Raw genomic sequence first — 18,627 nt, 5'->3', positions numbered from 1 at the left:
ACTACAACCTGGCAAGCTCACTACCGTCTGACCTGTTGGCGTGAGTATCCGTTTTTGGGCTCAATGAATATGGATAGCACGTCGACAATCAAAAACACTTTGATCGCTCGCTTGTTCAACCAGAACTACAACTGGCTGTGCAAGCGCCTGTCGAAGCACACCGGCTGTAACCACAGCGCCGAAGATCTGGCCGCCGAGGCTTTTTTGCAGGTGTGGATGTTGCCCGACCCGGGCGCCATTCGTTCACCGCGCGCACTGTTGGCGACCATTGCCCAGCGACTGATGTACGAGAGCTGGCGCCGCAAGGATCTGGAGCGTGCCTACCTGCAGTTTCTCGCCGAGACGCCCGAGCAGGTGCACCCCTCACCTCACGAGCAGTGGATATTGATCGAAAGTCTGCAGGCCATCGACCGGCTGCTGGACGGTTTGTCCAGCCAGGCCAAGACCGTTTTCGTGCTCAGCCAGCTTGAAGGTCTGACCTATGTGCAGATCAGTGAGCGGGTCGGTTTATCGGTGGCCCGTATTCATCAACTGATGAAAGATGCCCTGCGCTGCTGCTATCGGGAGCTTGGCGAATGAGTTCTTCAGAGCAGACTTTGCTCGAAGAGGCGATCGAATGGATGGCGCAGATCCAGTCTGGCAGTTTCGACGAGCACCAGCAGCAGGCCCTGGAGCAATGGCGCAATCAATCACCTGAGCATGCGCGGGTGTTCGACCGCTTGTTGGCCGGGCTGGCCAGCGTTCAGGCGTCGCCCTGGCGAGGCCGGCACAGTGAGCCGCTGTTGCGCGCCATCGAAGAACCCTTCAGCCGTCGGCGCTTCATTGGCAACAGTCTGGCGCTGTCGGGTGTGTTGCTGGGCGCAGGTTTGTTTGCCCGCTGGATGCAAGCGGGGATGGGATTGCCCGGTGAGCTGGTAACTGCCACCGGCGAGCGGCGGCGATGGCAACTGGACGATGGCAGCCATCTGGAACTCAATGCACGCAGCCGCGTAGTGCCGAAGTTTGATGACCGCTACCGGGGGCTGCAACTGCGCAGAGGCACTCTGCTGGTCGAGGTGGCAGAACAAAACCTGCCGCTGGAAATCGCAACGGCGCACGGTGCAGTGCATAGTCAGGCGGGACAGGTACAGGTCGGTGAGGAGGGCGATGGCATTCGTTTGCTGACGCTACGCGGCGAGGCCTTGCTGCACCTGCCCGGCGGTGCCCGCATTGCGGTGCCTGGTGCGCATTCCTTGTTGTTCGACGGCCAGGGCGTCAAACAGCGTGAAACCTTGCAGCCAGGCGAAGGCTCCTGGGCCAGTGGCTGGCTGGAGGTCCATGACAAACCTTTGGGCTGGGTGACCGAAGCCTTCCGGCCTTACTTGCCAGGGATCGTCGTGATTGATGAGGCAACAGCCAGAATCAGGGTCAACGGCCTGTTCCCGCTGGACAATATGAACGTCTCTCTGGACATGCTCAGCCGCAGCCTGCCGGTTGAAGTGGTTCGCCACAGCGATTACTGGGTGCGGATAAAGACAGTGACAGGCTGAACGAAGCAACCACACGGCGGTTTGCAAACGGCCGATTGCAGTACGCGCCCATAGCAGTTCGAGGAGCTTTGCCGTGGCCTCAGACAGGGCCGCTCAATAACGGTCAGGCATGCGACAAATTGTCCCTTTACGCACGTCCGTTCGTTATATCTTTTGTCTAACTCGCGCCTTAGAATCCGCGCCAAATTCCGGATGCTGAATTGCCAGATCGTCGACAGGACGGACCCAACCGACTGCCCGTCAAACAATTGCACGCATCATCGTTGTGGTTGTTGAAAACTCAGAGGGCGTTGTGTCTCGTAAATTGTTGGCGTTGGTCCTGGGGCCATTGCTTGGGCTGTTCATTGTCAGTCTCGGTAACGGATTCATCTCTTCCCTGACCTCCTTGCGGCTCGATTCCGCCGGTGTGTCGGACACCTTGATCGGTTTCATCTCTTCCGGTTACTTCTTTGGCCTGGCCATCGGCGCGCTGTTCGGCGACCGCCTGATCGAGCGCATCGGGCATATCCGTGCCTATAGCAGCTTCGCGTCGCTGACAGCCGTGACCTTCCTGCTGCAGGGGCTGATTTTCGATCCGTGGGCCTGGCTGGTGTTTCGCCTGATCAACGGCCTGGCCATCGTCGGTATCTTCCTGGTCGTGGAAAGCTGGCTGCTGCTGTCGGGCGACCAGAAAATGCGCGGCCGCCTGCTGGCGATCTACATGATCTCGTTCTATGGCGCGGGCATGTTCGGCCAGATGCAATTGGGCGTCATCAATGCCCTGGGTGACACCGCTCCGTTCATGATTGCCGGCATGCTCGCCTCGCTGTCGGTGCTGCCAATGGTGATCCTGCCGCGCAACACCCCGGAAATGGGCAACGTTGAGCCGCTGATGCCCCAGGACTTGCTGCGCATCACCCCCACCGGGGTGATGGGCACCTTTGGTTCGGGTATCACCATCGCCGGCATGTACGCGCTGTTGCCGGTGTACCTGCAACGGGTCGGCATGGACATCACCCAGGTCGGTTACCTGATGGCCTGCGTGATCTGCGGCGCGATGCTGCTGCAGTACCCGGTGGGCCGCTGGTCCGACCGCCAGGACCGGCAAGTGGTGCTGATTGCCCTGAGCGCCTTCTGTACCGTGCTGTCGGTGCTGATCCTGGTGCTGCCAAGCTCGATGATTCTGCTGGCCGTCATGCTGTTTCTGCTCGGGGGCGGGGTGTTCGCCCTGTACCCGGTGGCGGTCGCCCATGCCACGGACAACGTGGCGTCCAACGAACTGGTGCGGGTGATCCAGGGCATGCTGCTGATCAACTCGGTCGGTTCGGCGCTCAGCCCGTTGATCATCTCGCCGGCCATGAAACAGATGGGCGACAGCGGCTTCTTCTGGTCGTTTGTAGCGCTCAACAGCCTGATGGCACTGTTCTTCCTGTGGCGGCGCAAGGTCCACCCGGCCTGCACGCCGACCGCACCGTTCGAGCCGACCGTGCAGATGTCGCCGGTGGGTGCCGAAATTCGGGTTACCGACGAGCTGGTGCAGGCGACCCTGGAGCGCGAGCATCATGAGGAAGAGGTGGCCGCCGAGGCTGCCCGCGCACCTACGGCCGAAGCGGCTCGTTAAACGCACCGTAGCGCTAATGCCGATCTGAGGCGGCCTCGGTGGGAGTGGCCGGCCGACGCTCCAGTTGCCGGAATGCCGGACTACAGCGATAGGGCCAGTAAAACCGCTGTATCTGTTGTGGATGCACAGCAGTATTCGTCGGCAAGCCAACTCCCACCTGTCCGGCGTAATGCCCACTACTTGAGCACGTCGCTAACTCGGTGGGAGTCGGCTCAGCCGACGAATGCTGTGGCACATCCAACGACACTGCTTAGGGCTTGTATGGGGCCATAGAATCTCCCAGCGATCCGGAGTAGTGCCTGTTATTTTGGCACGACTTACTGCGATCATCTCCACCCCCCCAAACTGCCATCCGGCTCACCGGCCCGGCGCTGGAAATACTCACGCAGGTGCTCGATAAAGCACGACACCTTGGCCGACAGATTCAACCGTTCCAGGTACACCGCGTAGATATCGGCCGGCGGTGTTTCGTACTCTTGCAGCACTTCCACCAGCCGCCCTTTGCGTAAATGGTCGGCCAGGTTCCATTCGGCACGCATCAGAATGCCGTGGCCATCCAGTGCCCAGTTCAGCGCCACCTCACCGTCGTTGGTGCTCAGGTTGCCGCGCACTTTCACCGATTCACTGTGCTTGCCCCGGCTCAAACGCCAACTGCCAAAGGCCGACTCGTTCTGGCGCAGCACGATGCAGGTGTGTTGCGCCAGGTCTCTGGGCGTTTCTGGCGTGCCGCAGGCTTTCAGATACTCCGGTGCGGCACACAGCAGGCGGCGGTTGCTGGCGATCTTGCGTGCAATCAGCCGTGAGTCGGGCAGCTCACCGAAACGAACGGCCACGTCGATGGCGTCATCGGGCAGGTGAATGGGCCGGTCGGTCAGGTGCAGTTGCACTTCGACCTCCGGGTAACGCTTGGCAAAGCTGGACACCGCAGGCCCCACATGGGTACGGCCAAACCCCAACGGCGCGTTGACCCGCAGCAGCCCCTTGGGCGCTGCCCGACTGCTGGACACCTGGCGCTCCATCTCTTCGATTTCACCAAGGATGCGCTGGGCGTTGACCAGGTACGTCTCGCCCTCGGCGGTCAGGCTGATGCTGCGCGTGGTGCGGTTGAGCAGGCGCACGCCGAGGCGCGATTCCATTTGGGCAAGACGTTTGGAAACCGCTGGCGGGGTGAGATTCAGCTCGCGGGCAGTGGCGGCCAGGCTGCCGAGCTTGACCAGCAGGGTGAAAAAACCGAGTTCCGATACCGGGTTCATCATTAACCTGCAAGCAACAATGAAGTGAATTTCATTGTATTACCGCATTTCTGAAAAACCAGTAACTTTCTCTCCCGTGATTAACCACAAAAAATCCGGGTTATTAGTGGCCGCTGACTCAGCCACTGGATAACCGGGCCGCCCGTACATCCGACACAAAAATAATGCGGAGAAGGCAATGGTCTTACGACTCTTAAGCAAGCTGTATATCCAGGTATTGATCGGCGTGACGGCCGGTGTGCTGATCGGTGTGTTCTGGCCCCAGGTCGGCACCGATCTCAAGCCCCTGGGCGATGCGTTCATCAAACTGATCAAGATGGTCTTCGCACCGATCATCTTCGCCACCGTGGTGCTTGGCATCGCCAAGATGGACAACATGAAGGAGCTTGGCCGCGTCGGCATGCGGGCGCTGATCTACTTCGAAATCCTCTCCACCTTCGCCTTGGTGCTGGGCCTGATCGTGGTCAACTTCGTCAAGCCCGGTGTGGGCATGAACGTTGACCCCGCGACGCTGGATATCAAGAGCATCTCCAGCTACACCGCCGCGGCGGCCAGTGGTTCGGGGAGCTTCACCGACTTCTTGCTGCACATCATTCCGGCCAGCGTGACCGACGCCTTTGCCAAGAATGAAATCCTGCAGATCCTGCTGTTCTCGACCCTGTTCGGTATCGCCCTGTCGCACCTCGGGCCACGCGGTAAACCGTTCGTGGACATGCTGGAGACCTTCTCTCATGGCATGTTCTACATCGTCGGCCTGGTGATGCGCGTTGCGCCGATTGCCGCCTGTGGCGCGATGGCGTTCACCGTTGGCAAGTACGGCCTGGGTTCGATCGTGTCGCTCGGCAAGCTGATGGCGACCATGTACATCACCTGTTTCCTGTTCGTGGTCTTCGTGCTCGGCTTCATTGCCCGGCTGTCGGGCTTTAGCCTGTGGAAATTTCTCAAGTACCTCAAAGAGGAACTGTTCACCGTACTGGGCACCAGCTCGTCGGAGTCGGTGGTGCCGCAACTGATGACCAAGCTTGAGAAAGTCGGCGTGTCGCGGCCGGTGGTTGGCCTGGTAATCCCGTCGGGGCTGACCTTCAACCCGGACGGCCAGTGCATCTACTACACCATGGCGGCGATCTTCATCGCCCAGGCCACCAACACACCGCTGTCGCTGACCGACCAGTTGATCGTACTGGGTGTGCTGCTGCTGACCTCCAAAGGCTCGGCGGGCGTCACCGGCTCGGGCTTTATCACCCTGGCGGCAACCCTGGCCTCGCTGGGCAGTATTCCGGTGGCCGGCATGGTGCTGCTGCTGGGGGTGGACCGCTTCATGTCCGAAGCCCGCGCCATCACCAACACCATCGGCAACGCGGTCGGCACCATGGCCATCGCCAAGTGGGTCGGCGCCCTCGACCACGACCGCATGAACAAAGTGCTCGACGGCCAGCCCGTACCAGAGCTGGAACCCGAAGCCAGCACTGCCGCCCCGAGCCTGGCCAAGCGCCCGCATGCCGAACCCGGCAGCGTGACCGGCGGCAGCACCGCCGCCAGCCTGAACTCATGAATAAAAACCAGAAATGACAGCCTTGTGATGTGAGGAGATAAACCGTGGATAAACAACTGGCCGTGGAATCACTGACCGATGTAATGGCGAAATTCACCGCCTATATCGGCAAGCGTCTGCCCAAAGACGTGAAAGAAAAAACCGCCAAACTGCGCGCCGCAGAAACCAACCCGCTGGCCATCGCTGTATACGACTCGATGGCCGACAACCAGGAATACGCCGACAAGCTCAACCGTCCGAGCTGCCAGGACACCGGGGTGATCCAGTACTTTATCTCCGCTGGTGCGCGCTTTCCGTTGCTCAGCGAGCTGGAAGGCATTCTGGAAAACGCCACCAAGGAAGCGACCATTCAAGGGCCGCTGCGCCACAACGCGGTGGAAACCTTTATCGAGAAAAACACCGGCACCAACACCGGCTCGAAAATCCCGTGGCTGGACTGGGAAATCATCCCCGATGCCGACCACGCCATTGTGGACGTGTACATGGCCGGTGGCGGCTGCACCCTGCCGGGTTCGGCCAAGGTGCTGATGCCGGGCCAGGGCTACGAAGGCGTGACCGAATTTGTCTTCGACGTGATCACCTCTCGGGGCGTCAACGCCTGTCCGCCGTTGCTGGTTGGCGTGGGCGTCTCGACCTCGGTCGAGACCGCTGCGCGGTTGTCGAAGCGGGCGATCCTGCGTGAAGTGGACTCCAGCCACCCCAACGAAAGCGCTGCGCTGATGGAAAAACTGCTCGAAGACGGCCTCAATGAAATCGGCATCGGCCCGCAGGGCCTGACCGGCAACAGCAGCGTGATGGGCGTGAACATCGAATCCTCCGCCCGCCACCCATCGACCATTGGTGTTGCCGTGTCCACCGGATGCTGGGCACACCGCCGCGGCAAGATCCGCATCAATGCCGACCTGTCTTACGACATCCTGTCCCACGAAGGAGTGGTCCTGTGAATAGCGCGCCTGTGAAAAAGATCCTCTCTACGCCGATCCGCGATGAAGACCTGGCAGAACTGAACGTGGGCGACGTGGTGTATCTCACCGGGCAACTGGTCACCTGCCGTGACGTGGCGCACCGTCGCCTGATCGAGCTCAAGCGTGAACTGCCGGTCGACCTGCGCGGTGGAGCGATTTTCCACGCCGGCCCGATCGTGCGGACCAAGGACGACGGCAGCTTTGAAATGGTCTCCATCGGCCCGACCACCAGCATGCGGATGGAAAAATTCGAGAAGCAATTCATCGAAGAAACCGGTGTGAAACTGATCGTCGGCAAAGGCGGCATGGGCCCGGAAACCACCACCGGCTGCCTGGAAAACAAAGCCGTGCATGCGGTGTTCCCTGGCGGCTGCGCAGTACTGGCCGCGACCCAGGTCGAAGAAATCGAACGCGCCGAATGGCAAGACCTCGGCATGCCCGAGACCTTGTGGGTCAACCGTGTACGCGAGTTCGGGCCGTTGATCATCTCCATCGATACCAAGGGCAACAACCTGTTCGAACAGAACAAGGCCCGCTTCAACGAGCGCAAAGGCTCGGTGATCGAGAAGATCAACAGCCAGGTGCGGTTTATCAAATAACCGGCAGGCAGGCCGGCCCCCATTCGGGGCCGGTTGCCTGTATACCCTCGGACCTCCGTAGGAGCTGCTTCAGCAGCGAAGCCTTTTCGCTGCTAAACAGCTACGGGGCCCGGTGTACTGTGCGGCAGTCGGGGCTTCGGCTGCGCTTTTCTCTACCAACACAGCCCCACCTGACCCGTGTCAGTGCCAAAACCTCCATCACGCGTATCGTTGATCCAGCGCACATCTGGCGCCAGACGGAGCACGCTGATGAACGACACCCCCTCACCCGCAACCCTGCCTCAGCCGGTACGCTTTCCACCCGGCCTGATCGTCGCCGTACTGGCCATGCTGATCGTACTGTTGCTGCCGCTGCCCGCCGCACTACCGGTCGCCGGGCAGCGCATGCTGGCGATCCTGGCTTTCGCGGTCACGGTCTGGGTCACCGAAGCGGTCTCTTACGAAGCCAGCGCCATCATGATCACCTCGCTGATGGCCTTGCTGATCGGCACCGCACCCACCCTGCAAGACCCCGCTCAAACCTACGGCTCATCGGCCGGTATCAGCATGGCCCTCAACGGCTTCTCCAACCCGGCGCTGGCGCTGGTGGTCGGCGCCCTGTTCATCGCCGCCGCGATGACCCACACCGGGCTGGACCGCCGTATCGCCCTGCTGACCCTGAGCAAGGTCGGCGCCAGCACCCGGCGGATTCTGTTCGGCGCCATGCTGGTGATCATCCTGCTCAGCCTGCTGGTGCCCAGCGCCACGGCGCGCAGTGCCTGCGTGGTGCCGATCATGGTCGGGGTGATCGCCGCATTTGGCGTCGCCCAGCGCTCCAATATCGCCGCCGGGCTGATGATCATCGTCGCCCACGGCACCAGCATCTGGAACGTCGGCATCCAGACCGCCGCCGCGCAGAACCTGTTGACCGTTGGCTTCATGGACAAAATGCTCGGCCAGCGAGTGTCGTGGATCGACTGGTTGATCGCTGGCGCACCGTGGGCGCTGATCATGTCGCTGGTGCTGATCTTCCTGGTCCTGAAAATGCTGCCGCCCGAGAGCGACAGCGTGCCCGGCGGCATGGCCGCGGTAAACCAAAGCCTGGCCGACCTTGGCCCCATGAGCGGCGCGCAAAAACGCCTGGCCAGCGTCTCGCTGCTGCTGTTACTGGCCTGGGCCAGCGAAGGCCGGTTGCACGCCTTCGACACCACCTCGACCACCTACGCAGGATTAGTGATCCTGCTGCTGCCGCGCTTCGGCGTAATGACCTGGAAAGACCTGCAAGCGCGCATCCCGTGGGGCACGGTGATCGTGTTCGGGGTCGGCATTAGCCTGGGCACCGCACTGCTCACGACCCAGGCCGGGCAATGGCTGGGCGCCCAAGTGGTTGCCCACACCGGCCTGGACAGCCTCGGCCCGCTCGGTGTGTTCGCCATCCTCAGCGCCTTTCTGATCCTCATCCACCTGGGCTTCGCCAGCGCCACCGCACTGACCTCGGCACTGCTGCCGATCCTCATGGCCGTGCTGCTGACCCTGCCCGGCGACTTCAGCCGCATCGGCATGACCATGCTGCTCGGCTTTGTGGTGAGCTTTGGCTTTATCCTGCCAATCAACGCCCCGCAGAACATGGTCTGCCTGGGCACCGACACCTTCACCCCCAAGCAATTTGCCAGGGTCGGCATCGTCGTCACGCTGGTGGGCTATGTGTTGCTGATGGTATTCGCCAGCACTTACTGGAACTGGCTGGGCTGGATTTGAGGGGCAGAGGAGGGGCAGCCCAGGTATGAGACTGGGCTGCTGGGTTCAAGCGCGGTAATCCGAATTATTCGGCCTTGCCGCCATGACTGGTCGCCAGCTTCCGGGCCGCTTCCAGATGGGTTTTAAGCTTGGGCAAGGTTTCTGCCGCAAAGGCCTTAACCTCGGGATCGTCACCGTTCTTGGCCTCATCCTCGAACAGCTTGATGGTCTGCTCATGCGCCGTTACCTGATTCTCGGCATACGCCTTGTCGAAGGATGCATCGCGGTATTCAAGGATCATCTTCTTGGCCTTGTCCATCAGCTCGGCGTCGTCGCTGATCTCCAGCTTTTTGGTGGCAGCAATGTCCTTGAGCTTCTCATTCGCCGCCGTGTGATCCTTGATCATCATCTCGGCAAACGTCTTCACATCAGCCGACTGACTCTTCTCCACCGCCAGCTTGCCGTTCTCGATCTCCGCAATGCTTTTGGCCGAGGCGTCATCGACAAACGCCGCAGGGCTTGCGGCGAAAGCAGTGGTGCTGGCCATGGCCACGAACAGACTCAGGGCGCCAGCGCGAAATACCTTTTTCATGGTGAACTCCTTCTTGGATTTTTGGGTGCTGCTTGAGAGAGGGAGTGGGTGGGGCGGCGCGAGTTCAACGGAGTTGTGCTGGGGCGGGATGGGTGGTTTGGGGGCGTGTAGTGCGGGTAGGGTGATCAAATCAGGCGCAGCTTCAAGCCGCATCTGAAGACCGCGGCAGGGCCGAGCGTTGTCCGAACGCTCGGCCTTTGGGAGAGGGCATCGATAATTTACGCGACCACCGCCCGGATGGTGATTTCGACCAGTTGCTCTGGGAACGCCAGACCGGAAACGCCGATAAGGTTGCTGGCCACCGGCGGGATGTCTGCGCCATAAAATGCCTTACGCACCTTGCCCGCAGCCGCAAAGGCCGCTGGTACATCAATGACGAAAATCGTCTCTTCCACCACGTCATCCAGCGTCGCACCAAACTCCGCCAACAGATCGACGATGTTTACGTAGGTCTGCTGCATCTGCGCCTCCATCGTGGAGAAGTCAGCCGGCTTACCGGAGCTGTCCAGAGCCGCAGGAGCGACCAGATTACCTTCGCGGTCATGACTGAGCTGGCCGGACAGGTAAATAGTGTCTTTGACCTGAACAGCCTGGACGTAGCCGTAAAGACCTTCCCAGGCGACACCGAAACTGGCGGTTTTCTTGGTCAGGGCTGGTTGGGCGGTAGACATGGTTGGATTCCTTAAGCTGAGAGATAGGGGTAACAGGTTCGGTGTGGAGGGGTGCCGATGTGATGGGAGAGAGCTTAAAGAGTGTTTACCGCGATAGTAATCGGCTGGAATGGGAATGATTGTCGCGTTTGGGTGGACGATTGGGCAGGCTGATTGCAATAGGCTGGGTAGGTCGGATTTTGATCTGCGCGTGGACAGCACGTGGACGTTGGAGAAGGGAGGGGAAGAGAATTGAGAGTCTCGGAAACGTAAAAGCTCCGCGAAGCGGGGCTTTTGAATATGGTGCCGGCACCAAGAATCGAACTCGGCACCTACTGATTACAAGTCCATAAAAATGTCCTGCGGACATTGGGGTGTTGTCTTAACTATCTGTTTTTAACGAACATATAAGGATATTTGGGCCAGATATCCGTTGTATGTGTGGATATTTTATGTGCTCGTGGACTACCAGCTCGTCGAGCTCGCTGCCCCCTGATTGCAATACCTGCAGTGCGGTCAGTTACCCGGCGATGATGTGTGAGGACATACGTTTCTCCTGATGGTCTGCACTGCCAGGCAGCGAAAACAAGCAGCGGCAGGTCTCAGATAGGAGCGCTGGTTTCCAGCAGGTAGAGAAAAACCCACCGAGGCGGGCTTGTCTGTGAGGGGGCGATTGAACATAGCACCCGTTATAGGTACCTCAAGAACTTCAGACCTACGACCGCTTGCTGTCCCGGTAGCCTCGGCGCGAACAGCACCAATGACTCATAGAGGTTGCTCGTAGGCATTTGGCATTTCTTAGATAAGAGAGTGGCACAGATGCAGAATTTGAAGCAATAGTTTAGGATCGGATACGGACGGATGTTCTTCACCGTGCGGAATTTAATAACTAAATGAGTAAAGAACATGGATTTCGATAGATTAAAATTGAAAGATTGGCAACAGTTTGGGGAAGTCGACATTAAATTTCATCCTCAAGCCACAATAATTACCGGATCCAACGGTAGCGGAAAAACGACGATATTGTCGCTCCTCGCCCGACACATGGGGTGGAGCCATATCTCACTAGCAACACCTAAAACTGATATCTTAACTAAAGCACTTAAATATTTTTCTCTTACGCGAATGTTTAGCAAAAGCGTGACTAGCGATCGGAATATTGGCTCAATAATATACACAAATAATGCAGCATCAGATCTAATAGCGCCCGAAGCCGGCGGCGCTCAATATCAGGTAGAAATAAGAAATCAACAACATGCAAATTTCTTTTTCATACCATCACATCGACAGGTTTTTTCCTATCGCCGCGTCGGGCAGATAGCTACGACAAGAAAAGAACGGCAAACCGCTTTTTCTGAAATCCAATCGAACCTAATTAACAGGCATGCAGGTGCAGGGGGAGAGCCTCAGAGTTTTCTAATGAAAAGCACCTTGCTAAGCTGGATGATTAATGGATATGGTGTCAAAAGCGAAACCAAGGTCATAATGCCCTCAGACCCTCAACAAATAAAAAATTTTGAGGGTTTTCGGGACGCGCTCAGACTTATACTTCCAAAAACGCTCGGATTTGAAGACCTCGAAGTAAGGGATTACGAAATCGTTTTTTGTTGCAACAAAGGGGCAGATGAATTCCTGCTGGAAACCGCGTCGGGAGGAATCGCTGCGCTTATTGATATTGCCTGGCAGATCTACATGTTTGACAACGACGCGAAAGAGCCTTTCGCGGTTGTAATTGACGAGGTCGAAAACCATTTACACCCAAGCATGCAACGCACTCTGTTACCCAGCTTGGTGGCTGCGTTCCCACATGCTAAATTTATCGTAACGACCCATAGCCCTCTGATCGTGACATCGGTCGAGAACTCCCATGTATATGCGCTTCGCTATGATGAGAATAAGAAAGTCCGCTCCTATTTACTGGATTTCAAAAGTGAGGTTAAAAATGCTGTTGATATTCTCGATGAGGTTCTAGGTGTTTCGACAACGATTCCAGACTGGGCAATAGTTAAGCTTACTTCCATAATAAGGAAGTATGCCGACGCCGACCCCACGGCTGAATCCTTGGTTAATATGCGCGATGACTTAGAGCGCAATGGGCTCGGTCGGCTGTTCCCCCAAGCAATTGCAACTATTGCAGGGGATAATAAATGATACGACTTCATCGCCCGGCATGTCCAAACCCGATAGCTCTTCGGGCCAACTATAAAAACTCTGAGAACAAAGCAGCGTTGGAAGGTGCTTCTAATGGTAAATGCATGTACTGTGAAAGTCATGTGTCTCACGTGTATTTCGGAGATGTAGAGCATATAAAACCGAAAGCTGAAAATAGATTCCCGCACTTAGAGTTTGAATGGAGCAATCTTGGATTTTGTTGTGCTCGGTGCAATAATGCTAAAAAAGATCAATTTGATGAAAACTGCCCTTTGATAGACCCGTACTCTGAAGACCCTTCTGAACACCTTATAGCATTTGGGACGATCATGCGTCACAAAGCTGGAAGTGAACGAGGGGCCATCACCATCATTACAACTGATTTAAATCGTGCGGAGCTCATCGAACGCAGGGCGATGCGCTTAGCGGATCTTCAACACGCGCTTGATGCGTGCTATAGAACCTCGAACGTAGCACTGCAAAATATTCTGCTCCACGCATTGGAAGCCGAAAGTGATAGTTCGAAGGAGTTTTCTTTATTTTCGGCTGCTTTAATGGCCGCAAACAAATAACTTTATCGACATTCTGTTGGGTACGTTCCGGAGCAGTAGCTGTAAGTGCATCTGACCCAAATCGAATTGGATAGGCAAGGCGTGCCTAGGAGGTGGAGCGTTATGGGTACGTAATAAGCTTCTATGATCATAGATAATTGGCTGGTTTAAAGGGGGATTTCACGTAATTAGGAAATCTTTAATCTATTGATTTCAATAGTTAAAGCACCTTCCTTGTAAGCAGGTGGTTATACGCATATCTGAAGACTACGACCAGCCGACAAATATGCGTATTTTTTTGGCTCGACCATTTCCGTACCCGCCTATGGCGGCGTATTCGATACGCTGCTTTTGAGCGCCGCTTGCATATCCTCTTTGTCGCACAACTTCTGAATTGTGCGACTCAATCGGTTGCATGCCGAATGGTGGCTGTCCGGCCGTTATGTGCGTCCATGGATAGGTGAGGGTAAGTGAAGAATTCCGCCCTTGGCAGATCGAGTCACGAAGCCCAATTTTCACTCGGTTACGGTGGCGATCGAGGAAGACGAACAGAACCGGGTCGAACACGGCCACTTTGATATCCAGTTCGACCAGAGCGGCTAGCCCGTCGATGGATTTTCGGAAGTCCACCGGTTTGGGGTAAAGATAGACTTTTTCGACTTTGGCGTCGGGGCGCATCATGAGCGGCTGGCTCCTGAAAGAGTTCGGGAGCTCAGCATCGGGGATCAGTGCAGGGTTTTGAATGTGGGGTTTGTGAGGTGGTTACTGTTTCTGTCGAAATAAATTCAGATTAAGCTTGGCTCCACCATCTAGCAAAAGTTTCCGGCATAAAGTCTAATAACTCCTGATCTTTGAGTTCGTCGAGATTTACTGTGTAGATTATATTGGCAAGAGTGATGGGGACTGCTGGGCGGGCGCCTATGCAACTGAAGAAACGAGATCTATCATACCTGAATATAGATTTCACCAAATCGGGGCGTTTATTTAGGATGGCGATAATTTCAGAGTCTTTTGAAGAATGTTTCATGCGAAGTCTGAATTTGTTTTGTAACATTGCCTTGATGTTGCCAGATTTGTAGTGAGTGTACGATAGGTTTTCGAAAAGCTTCAATAAAGTCCATTCACTAGTTTCCAGTGTCGCATAAACACCATTTAATGCCCTGTTTTCTGAATCTAGCCCTATCCAATCTTCCTCGCACTTGTAGCGTAGGTCATGATCAACTTCGTGCCAGCCCTCCGACAAAATTGTTCTAATTTGAACTTCAAAAGTGTGATCGATTATGTTGTGGTGTTCCTCTCCGACCAATGCCTTTTCGTTGAAGTAATCTGGAAGCTTGAATATTAGGTTTCTGCGAATTGCTTTAAAGCTTTCGTTTTCAAGTTTGTCGATTTGTGAGAATTCACTGAGGTGCTCGAAAGTCTTTTCAAGAATTTCTTGCGCGGCAATAACGTCGTCTATGAAATATAGTGCAATGCGGATTCCAACAATGTCTTGGATTTTTTTTCTTTCCCATATTTTCCAGGGACTTTTGTTGCTTTCTTGGATAGCGATTCAGTTGTCTTTTCGCGATAAAAAAGCCGAAACATAATGCCGATTTTTGAAACGGCTTTTTCAACTTCTTTTACGAGAATTGTTGTCTGGCTCGATTGAAATGTTTGCATTTTAGCGTCCCAGCATTTCTTTTACGAGTGCAAAATTTGGGTTTGTTAGGTCAAGTCCAATCCAGTTTTTCTTTTTGGCGGCGACTAAGAATCCATCTTTTCTAAGTTCGTCGATTGCCTTGGAGGTCATCATCGAAGGATAGGGACTACCGCGATAGAAAAAGAAAATTGGTCGATGCGCGAATGGCACGCCTTTGTTTCCAATGGGCCAAAATTTTTCAAGTATATAGCTTTTAATTAATTTTATTGTGTCAGTTTTCTCAGGGTTTTCGGCCTCAAGTTTTATTTCACTAGTGGCTTCGCAGATTACATCTCCACCAATATGCTCGCACGAAACAAATTCATTGCTTGTGTTAGCGCCTGTTGTGGTGCAATTGTAAAAGGAGCAAGAGAGGAATACGCAGTTTTTGATTTGGTCAAAGTTGAGATTGCTGGCAATAAATGTGCAATCAATGAAATAGCACTTAGAGACTTCATCCTCATTGAAAAAATCTTCAGTGTCAAAATTAAAGCCGTTAAATTGCACTGAATCTACATCGCCTGAAACGCGGTCGAGAAGTCTCAATTCAAGTCTTACTCGTTCTTCTGTGCTCATGAATTTCAAGGCTTCTGAAAGCCTCGACCAAATGTGTTGTCTAGAGTCTAGCGAGCGAGATGAATAAGCGTTGACCGCAGCTTCGATAAAGATACTCTCGGCAACCCAGTCGCTACTGTTGGATGTGTTTACATCTAATGCTACAAAATGCCCCAGAACAAAATCATTAATAAATCCTATTTTATTGTCAGCAGTTGACCTGTCCAATAGTGCATGGTTGGAAAACCTATCTACCATTTCGTCGTAGCTTGGACGCATCTCAGCATTATATCTTGATCTAGAAACTTCAATGAGGCTGGATTCTGTATGGGAGAAATAGCTTATTATGCTTTCTTTACTCGTTCTTGTGTAGTCATGATACATCATGTGTTGAGCTAGGCGCTTTAATAAATCTGACTGCTCGGTAGCAGTTATTTTAATATCTTGTCGTTTGATTTCTCGCATGAACAGAGATGAGAAATATCGATCTACAATTCCGTCTGGAGACTCGAGGATATTTTCAAACTCCTCATCGGATACCGACTTTAGGAAAGTAAGAAGAACTGGATTCGAGAGGTTTCTGACATTGATACGCGCTGCCTCTAATTTTTCAATGCGTTCATAGGTCAGCCAATGTTTTATCTCCGGTTCTCTTAAGCTATACCTTACGAAATCAAAGTCTTTTTCGTGAGAGCTCACCCAGTCATCAAATTCATCACCTTGGAGAATTGCTGTTTTTCGGGTGGTGAGAATTACCTTTGCATGGCTATCGAGAATTTCACCTATTGTCTCAAGCATAGCTTGAGACTTTTCAAAACTATTTTCTTCTTCATCCCTTTCTTTAAGCAGTTCGTCAAAGCCGTCGAGGATTACGATGATTTTACCGTTTTTTATCTCTCTTAAGACAAGGCCAGTTTCCACGGCGGGGAACGATCGCGCCAGCTCTTTATGAAGTACATGATTGAAAATTTTAGCCTTACGATCTCGTGAAAGCTCAGCAAATAAAACTATTTTCTCCTTGGAACCGTCAGAAATCATATTTCCGATTTCGTAAGCTGTACAAGTCTTTCCATAACCTGCTGCTGCCTCTAGCAGGATTAGTCTTGGACCAGAAATTTGTAGCTCTTTGTTGATATCTTCTAGCAATCCTTCATGAGGACTATGTTCGATAAAGTTTTTTACATATGGCGCAGATATATAGCTATATTCGCTGGCACTTTCCGGGAAGGATTCAGTTATTTTTCTGATGTGATCATGATAGTCGGACTTGAAGTTTCTTTTTGTGCGTGCAATCGAGAAGAAGCCGTTAAATAGCTCGTCCTCTAACGCTTTAAGAGATATGTATTTATATATCTTGACTTGGTATCCTAGTTCTGAGAGCTCTTCTTTGAGTGTGGAGGCTGATACATCGCATCTCTGTAAAATTACAGCGTTGTCAAATATCCCTTGATTAATGGCAAAAATCATTAGGTCATTACTAGAAAATTCAGAGCGAAACTCGAAACCGTAGTTTTCAAAAGTTTGTTTTATGCCATCAATGTCAAAGGTTTTCATTGGGTCTCCCTTAGCGTCCATAAATGGATGTTGAGTTGTACTGGCCTCAAACCGACTTCAGATCTACCAGCCAAGTCGATGATGCTATATTGCCATCTTTTCTCCGTCGCCTGCTGAGATGTTTTGCGTTGGCGTGGAGGCTTGCTTGGCATGTTTGATTTTGCAGGGGGGGCAGTGATGAAGGAGCTGGGCGGAGGGGACGGTTCAGTCAGATAGGTGGCGTCAGCTCACTTTGCCTCGTGCATGATGCTTGACACGTAGTTGTGTACATTTAGCGACGTCGATTGTTCCGCGCTTCTTGATCGCTTCTACAGGTTGCACAAGGCCATGGGTGTTGAGATCAACAATGACGCGTGCGCCTTCGGCGTGGACATGTAGGCTGTGAGGTAGCTAATTACAGTCTCCGAGTGGACTAGTGCCCACTTGGCCGACATTGCCGTCTGCCATTACCTCCAAACGCTTGCGGCGCACATAGGCGGAGCCTATGACGGGATCGTTTTGTGACGACGTCAGTCCCCCCCTCAGATTTTTTTCCTGGCGAAGCTGCCAGCCTTTACGACCACTGGGTTGAACTAGTGTGGTGTTTCACAAGTAAGGAATAAAACTACTTACCTAATGCTTTTGCTGCACGAGCTACGGAACCCAAGATCTCGTCCGTTTTTTTATGCCAGCGAAATGGCTTCGGATTCTGGTTGTAGGTTTCCAGGTAGTACTCGATTGAGGCCTCCAGACCCTTCACGCTGACATGAGCCTGGCGCTTGATCCATTTCTCTCTCAGTGTTGAGAAAAGCGCTCCACCAGATTCATCCATGAGGCAGACGTGGGGGCGAAATGGACGCTGTAACGAGGACGCGCGGCTAGCCACGCTTTGACCTTGTCGGTCTTGTGCGTTGCGTAGTTGTCCATAATCAGATGGATCGGCACATCGCTCGGCACCGAAGCATCAACCTCTTTGAGAAAGGATAGAAATTCGACACTGCGATGCTGGCGCTTTAACCGACCAATGACTTCGCCCGTTGCTACATCCAGAGCCGCAAACAGAGAAGTCCTTCCGTGACGCTTGCAATCATGCGTGCGTGTCGCAGGATTTCTAGGCGCTAAAGGCAGCCCTGGTTGTGTGCGGTTCAGCGCCTGTATCTGGCTCTTCTCATCAACACATAACACCAGTGCTCTCTCAGGCGGGTTCAAATAAAGGCCCACGATGTCCTGCACTTTGTCGACGAAAAGAGGATCGGTAGAAAGCTTGAACGTTTTTTCCAAGTGAGGTTTGATCCCGAAGACATGCCAGATACGCATCACGCTGGCCGGAGATATTCCTGTCTCCCGGCTCATTTGCCGGGTACTCCAATGGCTGGCGTCTTCGGGTTTGCTCTTCAGAACCTGATCAATCACCTTCTGCACTTGTTCATCACTGATTGTCCGCGGGCGGCCCGAACGATGCTCATCATTCAGGCCAATCAGCCCCCACTTTGAAAAGCGCGTCCGCCACCGCGAGACCACGTCCTTGCTGATGTTGAGGCGCTGGGCAATGGCATTTCCAGACTCTCCCTCTGCGCATGCCAGGATAATTTCGGCACGAACACCGGCATCCTGCGCACCCTTACGCTGTTTAACGCGGCGTAGAAGCTCTGATTTTTCGGCTTCAGACAAGACAATGACAGTCGCTGGTCGGCCCATAT

At 54.2% G+C, this 18,627-nt stretch carries 16 protein-coding genes and 2 pseudogenes; 9 read left to right on the top strand and 9 right to left on the bottom strand.

The features are described 5' to 3' along the window. Positions 1-69 precede the first annotated feature (69 nt). The 3 genes from PSCI_RS07005 (at position 70) to PSCI_RS06995 (ending at position 3,129) form a co-directional block, all read left to right on the top strand. Positions 70-579: a sigma-70 family RNA polymerase sigma factor gene (locus PSCI_RS07005; protein WP_045484609.1), complete on the top strand. Its 510-nt coding sequence runs from the start codon at positions 70-72 to the stop codon at positions 577-579. Continuing rightward, on the top strand, positions 576-1,529 hold the full coding sequence (locus tag PSCI_RS07000; RefSeq protein ID WP_045484606.1) for a FecR family protein: 954 nt from the start codon (positions 576-578) through the stop codon (positions 1,527-1,529). The genes PSCI_RS07005 and PSCI_RS07000 overlap by 4 nt, the downstream gene beginning before the upstream one ends. Before the next feature lie 292 nt (positions 1,530-1,821). After that, positions 1,822-3,129, top strand: a complete 1,308-nt coding sequence (locus tag PSCI_RS06995) for an MFS transporter (protein WP_045484603.1) — start codon at positions 1,822-1,824, stop codon at positions 3,127-3,129. A gap of 326 nt (positions 3,130-3,455) precedes the next feature. Here the strand turns inward: PSCI_RS06995 and PSCI_RS06990 are convergent, their stop codons facing one another. Continuing rightward, entirely contained in the window at positions 3,456-4,382 is a 927-nt protein-coding gene (locus tag PSCI_RS06990; protein ID WP_045484600.1) for a LysR family transcriptional regulator, read from the bottom strand. Between the two features lie 178 nt (positions 4,383-4,560). Here PSCI_RS06990 and PSCI_RS06985 point away from each other — a divergent pair, with 178 nt between their 5' ends. The 4 genes from PSCI_RS06985 (at position 4,561) to PSCI_RS06970 (ending at position 9,235) form a co-directional block, all read left to right on the top strand. Continuing rightward, a complete protein-coding gene (locus tag PSCI_RS06985) occupies positions 4,561-5,934 on the top strand; it encodes a dicarboxylate/amino acid:cation symporter (protein WP_045484597.1) in 1,374 nt (457 codons plus the stop codon). Between the two features lie 44 nt (positions 5,935-5,978). Next, on the top strand, positions 5,979-6,878 hold the full coding sequence (ttdA, locus tag PSCI_RS06980; RefSeq protein WP_084709880.1) for a L(+)-tartrate dehydratase subunit alpha: 900 nt from the start codon (positions 5,979-5,981) through the stop codon (positions 6,876-6,878). An 11-nt stretch (positions 6,879-6,889) separates the two neighbouring features. After that, the gene (ttdB, locus tag PSCI_RS06975; RefSeq protein ID WP_045493943.1) at positions 6,890-7,498 is read left to right on the top strand and encodes a L(+)-tartrate dehydratase subunit beta; all 609 of its coding nucleotides are present in this window, start codon (positions 6,890-6,892) and stop codon (positions 7,496-7,498) included. 249 nt (positions 7,499-7,747) lie between these two features. Then, the gene (locus PSCI_RS06970) at positions 7,748-9,235 is read left to right on the top strand and encodes a DASS family sodium-coupled anion symporter (protein WP_045484594.1); all 1,488 of its coding nucleotides are present in this window, start codon (positions 7,748-7,750) and stop codon (positions 9,233-9,235) included. Between the two features lie 64 nt (positions 9,236-9,299). On the opposite strand, the gene PSCI_RS06965 is transcribed toward PSCI_RS06970, so the two are convergent. Further along, the gene (locus tag PSCI_RS06965) at positions 9,300-9,806 is read right to left on the bottom strand and encodes a DUF4142 domain-containing protein (RefSeq protein ID WP_045484591.1); all 507 of its coding nucleotides are present in this window, start codon (positions 9,804-9,806) and stop codon (positions 9,300-9,302) included. A 218-nt stretch (positions 9,807-10,024) separates the two neighbouring features. Further along, positions 10,025-10,477 (bottom strand): RidA family protein, encoded by a 453-nt coding sequence (locus PSCI_RS06960; RefSeq protein ID WP_045484588.1) that lies wholly within the window; start codon positions 10,475-10,477, stop codon positions 10,025-10,027. An 885-nt stretch (positions 10,478-11,362) separates the two neighbouring features. On the opposite strand from PSCI_RS06960, the gene PSCI_RS06950 reads away from it, so the two are divergent. Together PSCI_RS06950 and PSCI_RS28450 are read left to right on the top strand one after the other, a co-directional pair. Continuing rightward, a complete protein-coding gene (locus PSCI_RS06950; protein WP_045484582.1) occupies positions 11,363-12,607 on the top strand; it encodes an AAA family ATPase in 1,245 nt (414 codons plus the stop codon). Beyond that, positions 12,604-13,179: an HNH endonuclease gene (locus tag PSCI_RS28450; RefSeq protein WP_084709878.1), complete on the top strand. Its 576-nt coding sequence runs from the start codon at positions 12,604-12,606 to the stop codon at positions 13,177-13,179. Before PSCI_RS06950 ends, PSCI_RS28450 begins: the two co-directional genes overlap by 4 nt. A gap of 246 nt (positions 13,180-13,425) precedes the next feature. Here the strand turns inward: PSCI_RS28450 and tnpB are convergent, their stop codons facing one another. The 6 genes and pseudogenes from tnpB to PSCI_RS06930 all read right to left on the bottom strand — a co-directional run bounded on the left by tnpB (position 13,426) and on the right by PSCI_RS06930 (position 18,625). Then, a complete protein-coding gene (tnpB, locus tag PSCI_RS29735; RefSeq protein WP_045484579.1) occupies positions 13,426-13,839 on the bottom strand; it encodes an IS66 family insertion sequence element accessory protein TnpB in 414 nt (137 codons plus the stop codon). Positions 13,840-13,948: 109 nt separating this feature from the next. Beyond that, positions 13,949-14,617 (bottom strand): hypothetical protein, encoded by a 669-nt coding sequence (locus PSCI_RS06940; protein ID WP_231906568.1) that lies wholly within the window; start codon positions 14,615-14,617, stop codon positions 13,949-13,951. Next, entirely contained in the window at positions 14,614-14,820 is a 207-nt protein-coding gene (locus tag PSCI_RS28980; protein WP_144403206.1) for a hypothetical protein, read from the bottom strand. The genes PSCI_RS06940 and PSCI_RS28980 overlap by 4 nt, the downstream gene beginning before the upstream one ends. A gap of 1 nt (position 14,821) precedes the next feature. Further along, on the bottom strand, positions 14,822-16,948 hold the full coding sequence (locus tag PSCI_RS06935; RefSeq protein WP_045484577.1) for an NACHT domain-containing protein: 2,127 nt from the start codon (positions 16,946-16,948) through the stop codon (positions 14,822-14,824). Positions 16,949-17,178: 230 nt separating this feature from the next. Continuing rightward, positions 17,179-17,524, bottom strand: a pseudogene (locus PSCI_RS29730) (tyrosine-type recombinase/integrase); the annotation flags it as partial. A gap of 28 nt (positions 17,525-17,552) precedes the next feature. Then, a pseudogene (locus tag PSCI_RS06930) lies at positions 17,553-18,625 on the bottom strand (IS630 family transposase). Positions 18,626-18,627 lie beyond the last annotated feature (2 nt).

It is taken from the genome of Pseudomonas sp. StFLB209 (assembly GCF_000829415.1).
Taxonomy (GTDB): Bacteria; Pseudomonadota; Gammaproteobacteria; order Pseudomonadales; family Pseudomonadaceae; genus Aquipseudomonas.
This window is presented reverse-complemented; position numbering and strand designations above follow the sequence as displayed.

What these genes read in the sequence shown, in the direction of transcription:
- PSCI_RS28450 (WP_084709878.1), top strand. Translation starts at nt 12,604, where the DNA reads ATGATACGACTTCATCGCCCGGCATGTCCAAACCCGATAGCTCTTCGG.
- PSCI_RS28980 (WP_144403206.1), bottom strand. Translation starts at nt 14,820, where the DNA reads ATGCAAACATTTCAATCGAGCCAGACAACAATTCTCGTAAAAGAAGTT.
- PSCI_RS06970 (WP_045484594.1), top strand. Translation starts at nt 7,748, where the DNA reads ATGAACGACACCCCCTCACCCGCAACCCTGCCTCAGCCGGTACGCTTT.
- PSCI_RS07000 (WP_045484606.1), top strand. Translation starts at nt 576, where the DNA reads ATGAGTTCTTCAGAGCAGACTTTGCTCGAAGAGGCGATCGAATGGATG.
- PSCI_RS06950 (WP_045484582.1), top strand. Translation starts at nt 11,363, where the DNA reads ATGGATTTCGATAGATTAAAATTGAAAGATTGGCAACAGTTTGGGGAA.
- PSCI_RS06965 (WP_045484591.1), bottom strand. Translation starts at nt 9,806, where the DNA reads ATGAAAAAGGTATTTCGCGCTGGCGCCCTGAGTCTGTTCGTGGCCATG.
- tnpB (WP_045484579.1), bottom strand. Translation starts at nt 13,839, where the DNA reads ATGATGCGCCCCGACGCCAAAGTCGAAAAAGTCTATCTTTACCCCAAA.
- PSCI_RS07005 (WP_045484609.1), top strand. Translation starts at nt 70, where the DNA reads ATGGATAGCACGTCGACAATCAAAAACACTTTGATCGCTCGCTTGTTC.
- PSCI_RS06990 (WP_045484600.1), bottom strand. Translation starts at nt 4,382, where the DNA reads ATGAACCCGGTATCGGAACTCGGTTTTTTCACCCTGCTGGTCAAGCTC.
- PSCI_RS06960 (WP_045484588.1), bottom strand. Translation starts at nt 10,477, where the DNA reads ATGTCTACCGCCCAACCAGCCCTGACCAAGAAAACCGCCAGTTTCGGT.
- PSCI_RS06985 (WP_045484597.1), top strand. Translation starts at nt 4,561, where the DNA reads ATGGTCTTACGACTCTTAAGCAAGCTGTATATCCAGGTATTGATCGGC.
- PSCI_RS06935 (WP_045484577.1), bottom strand. Translation starts at nt 16,948, where the DNA reads ATGAAAACCTTTGACATTGATGGCATAAAACAAACTTTTGAAAACTAC.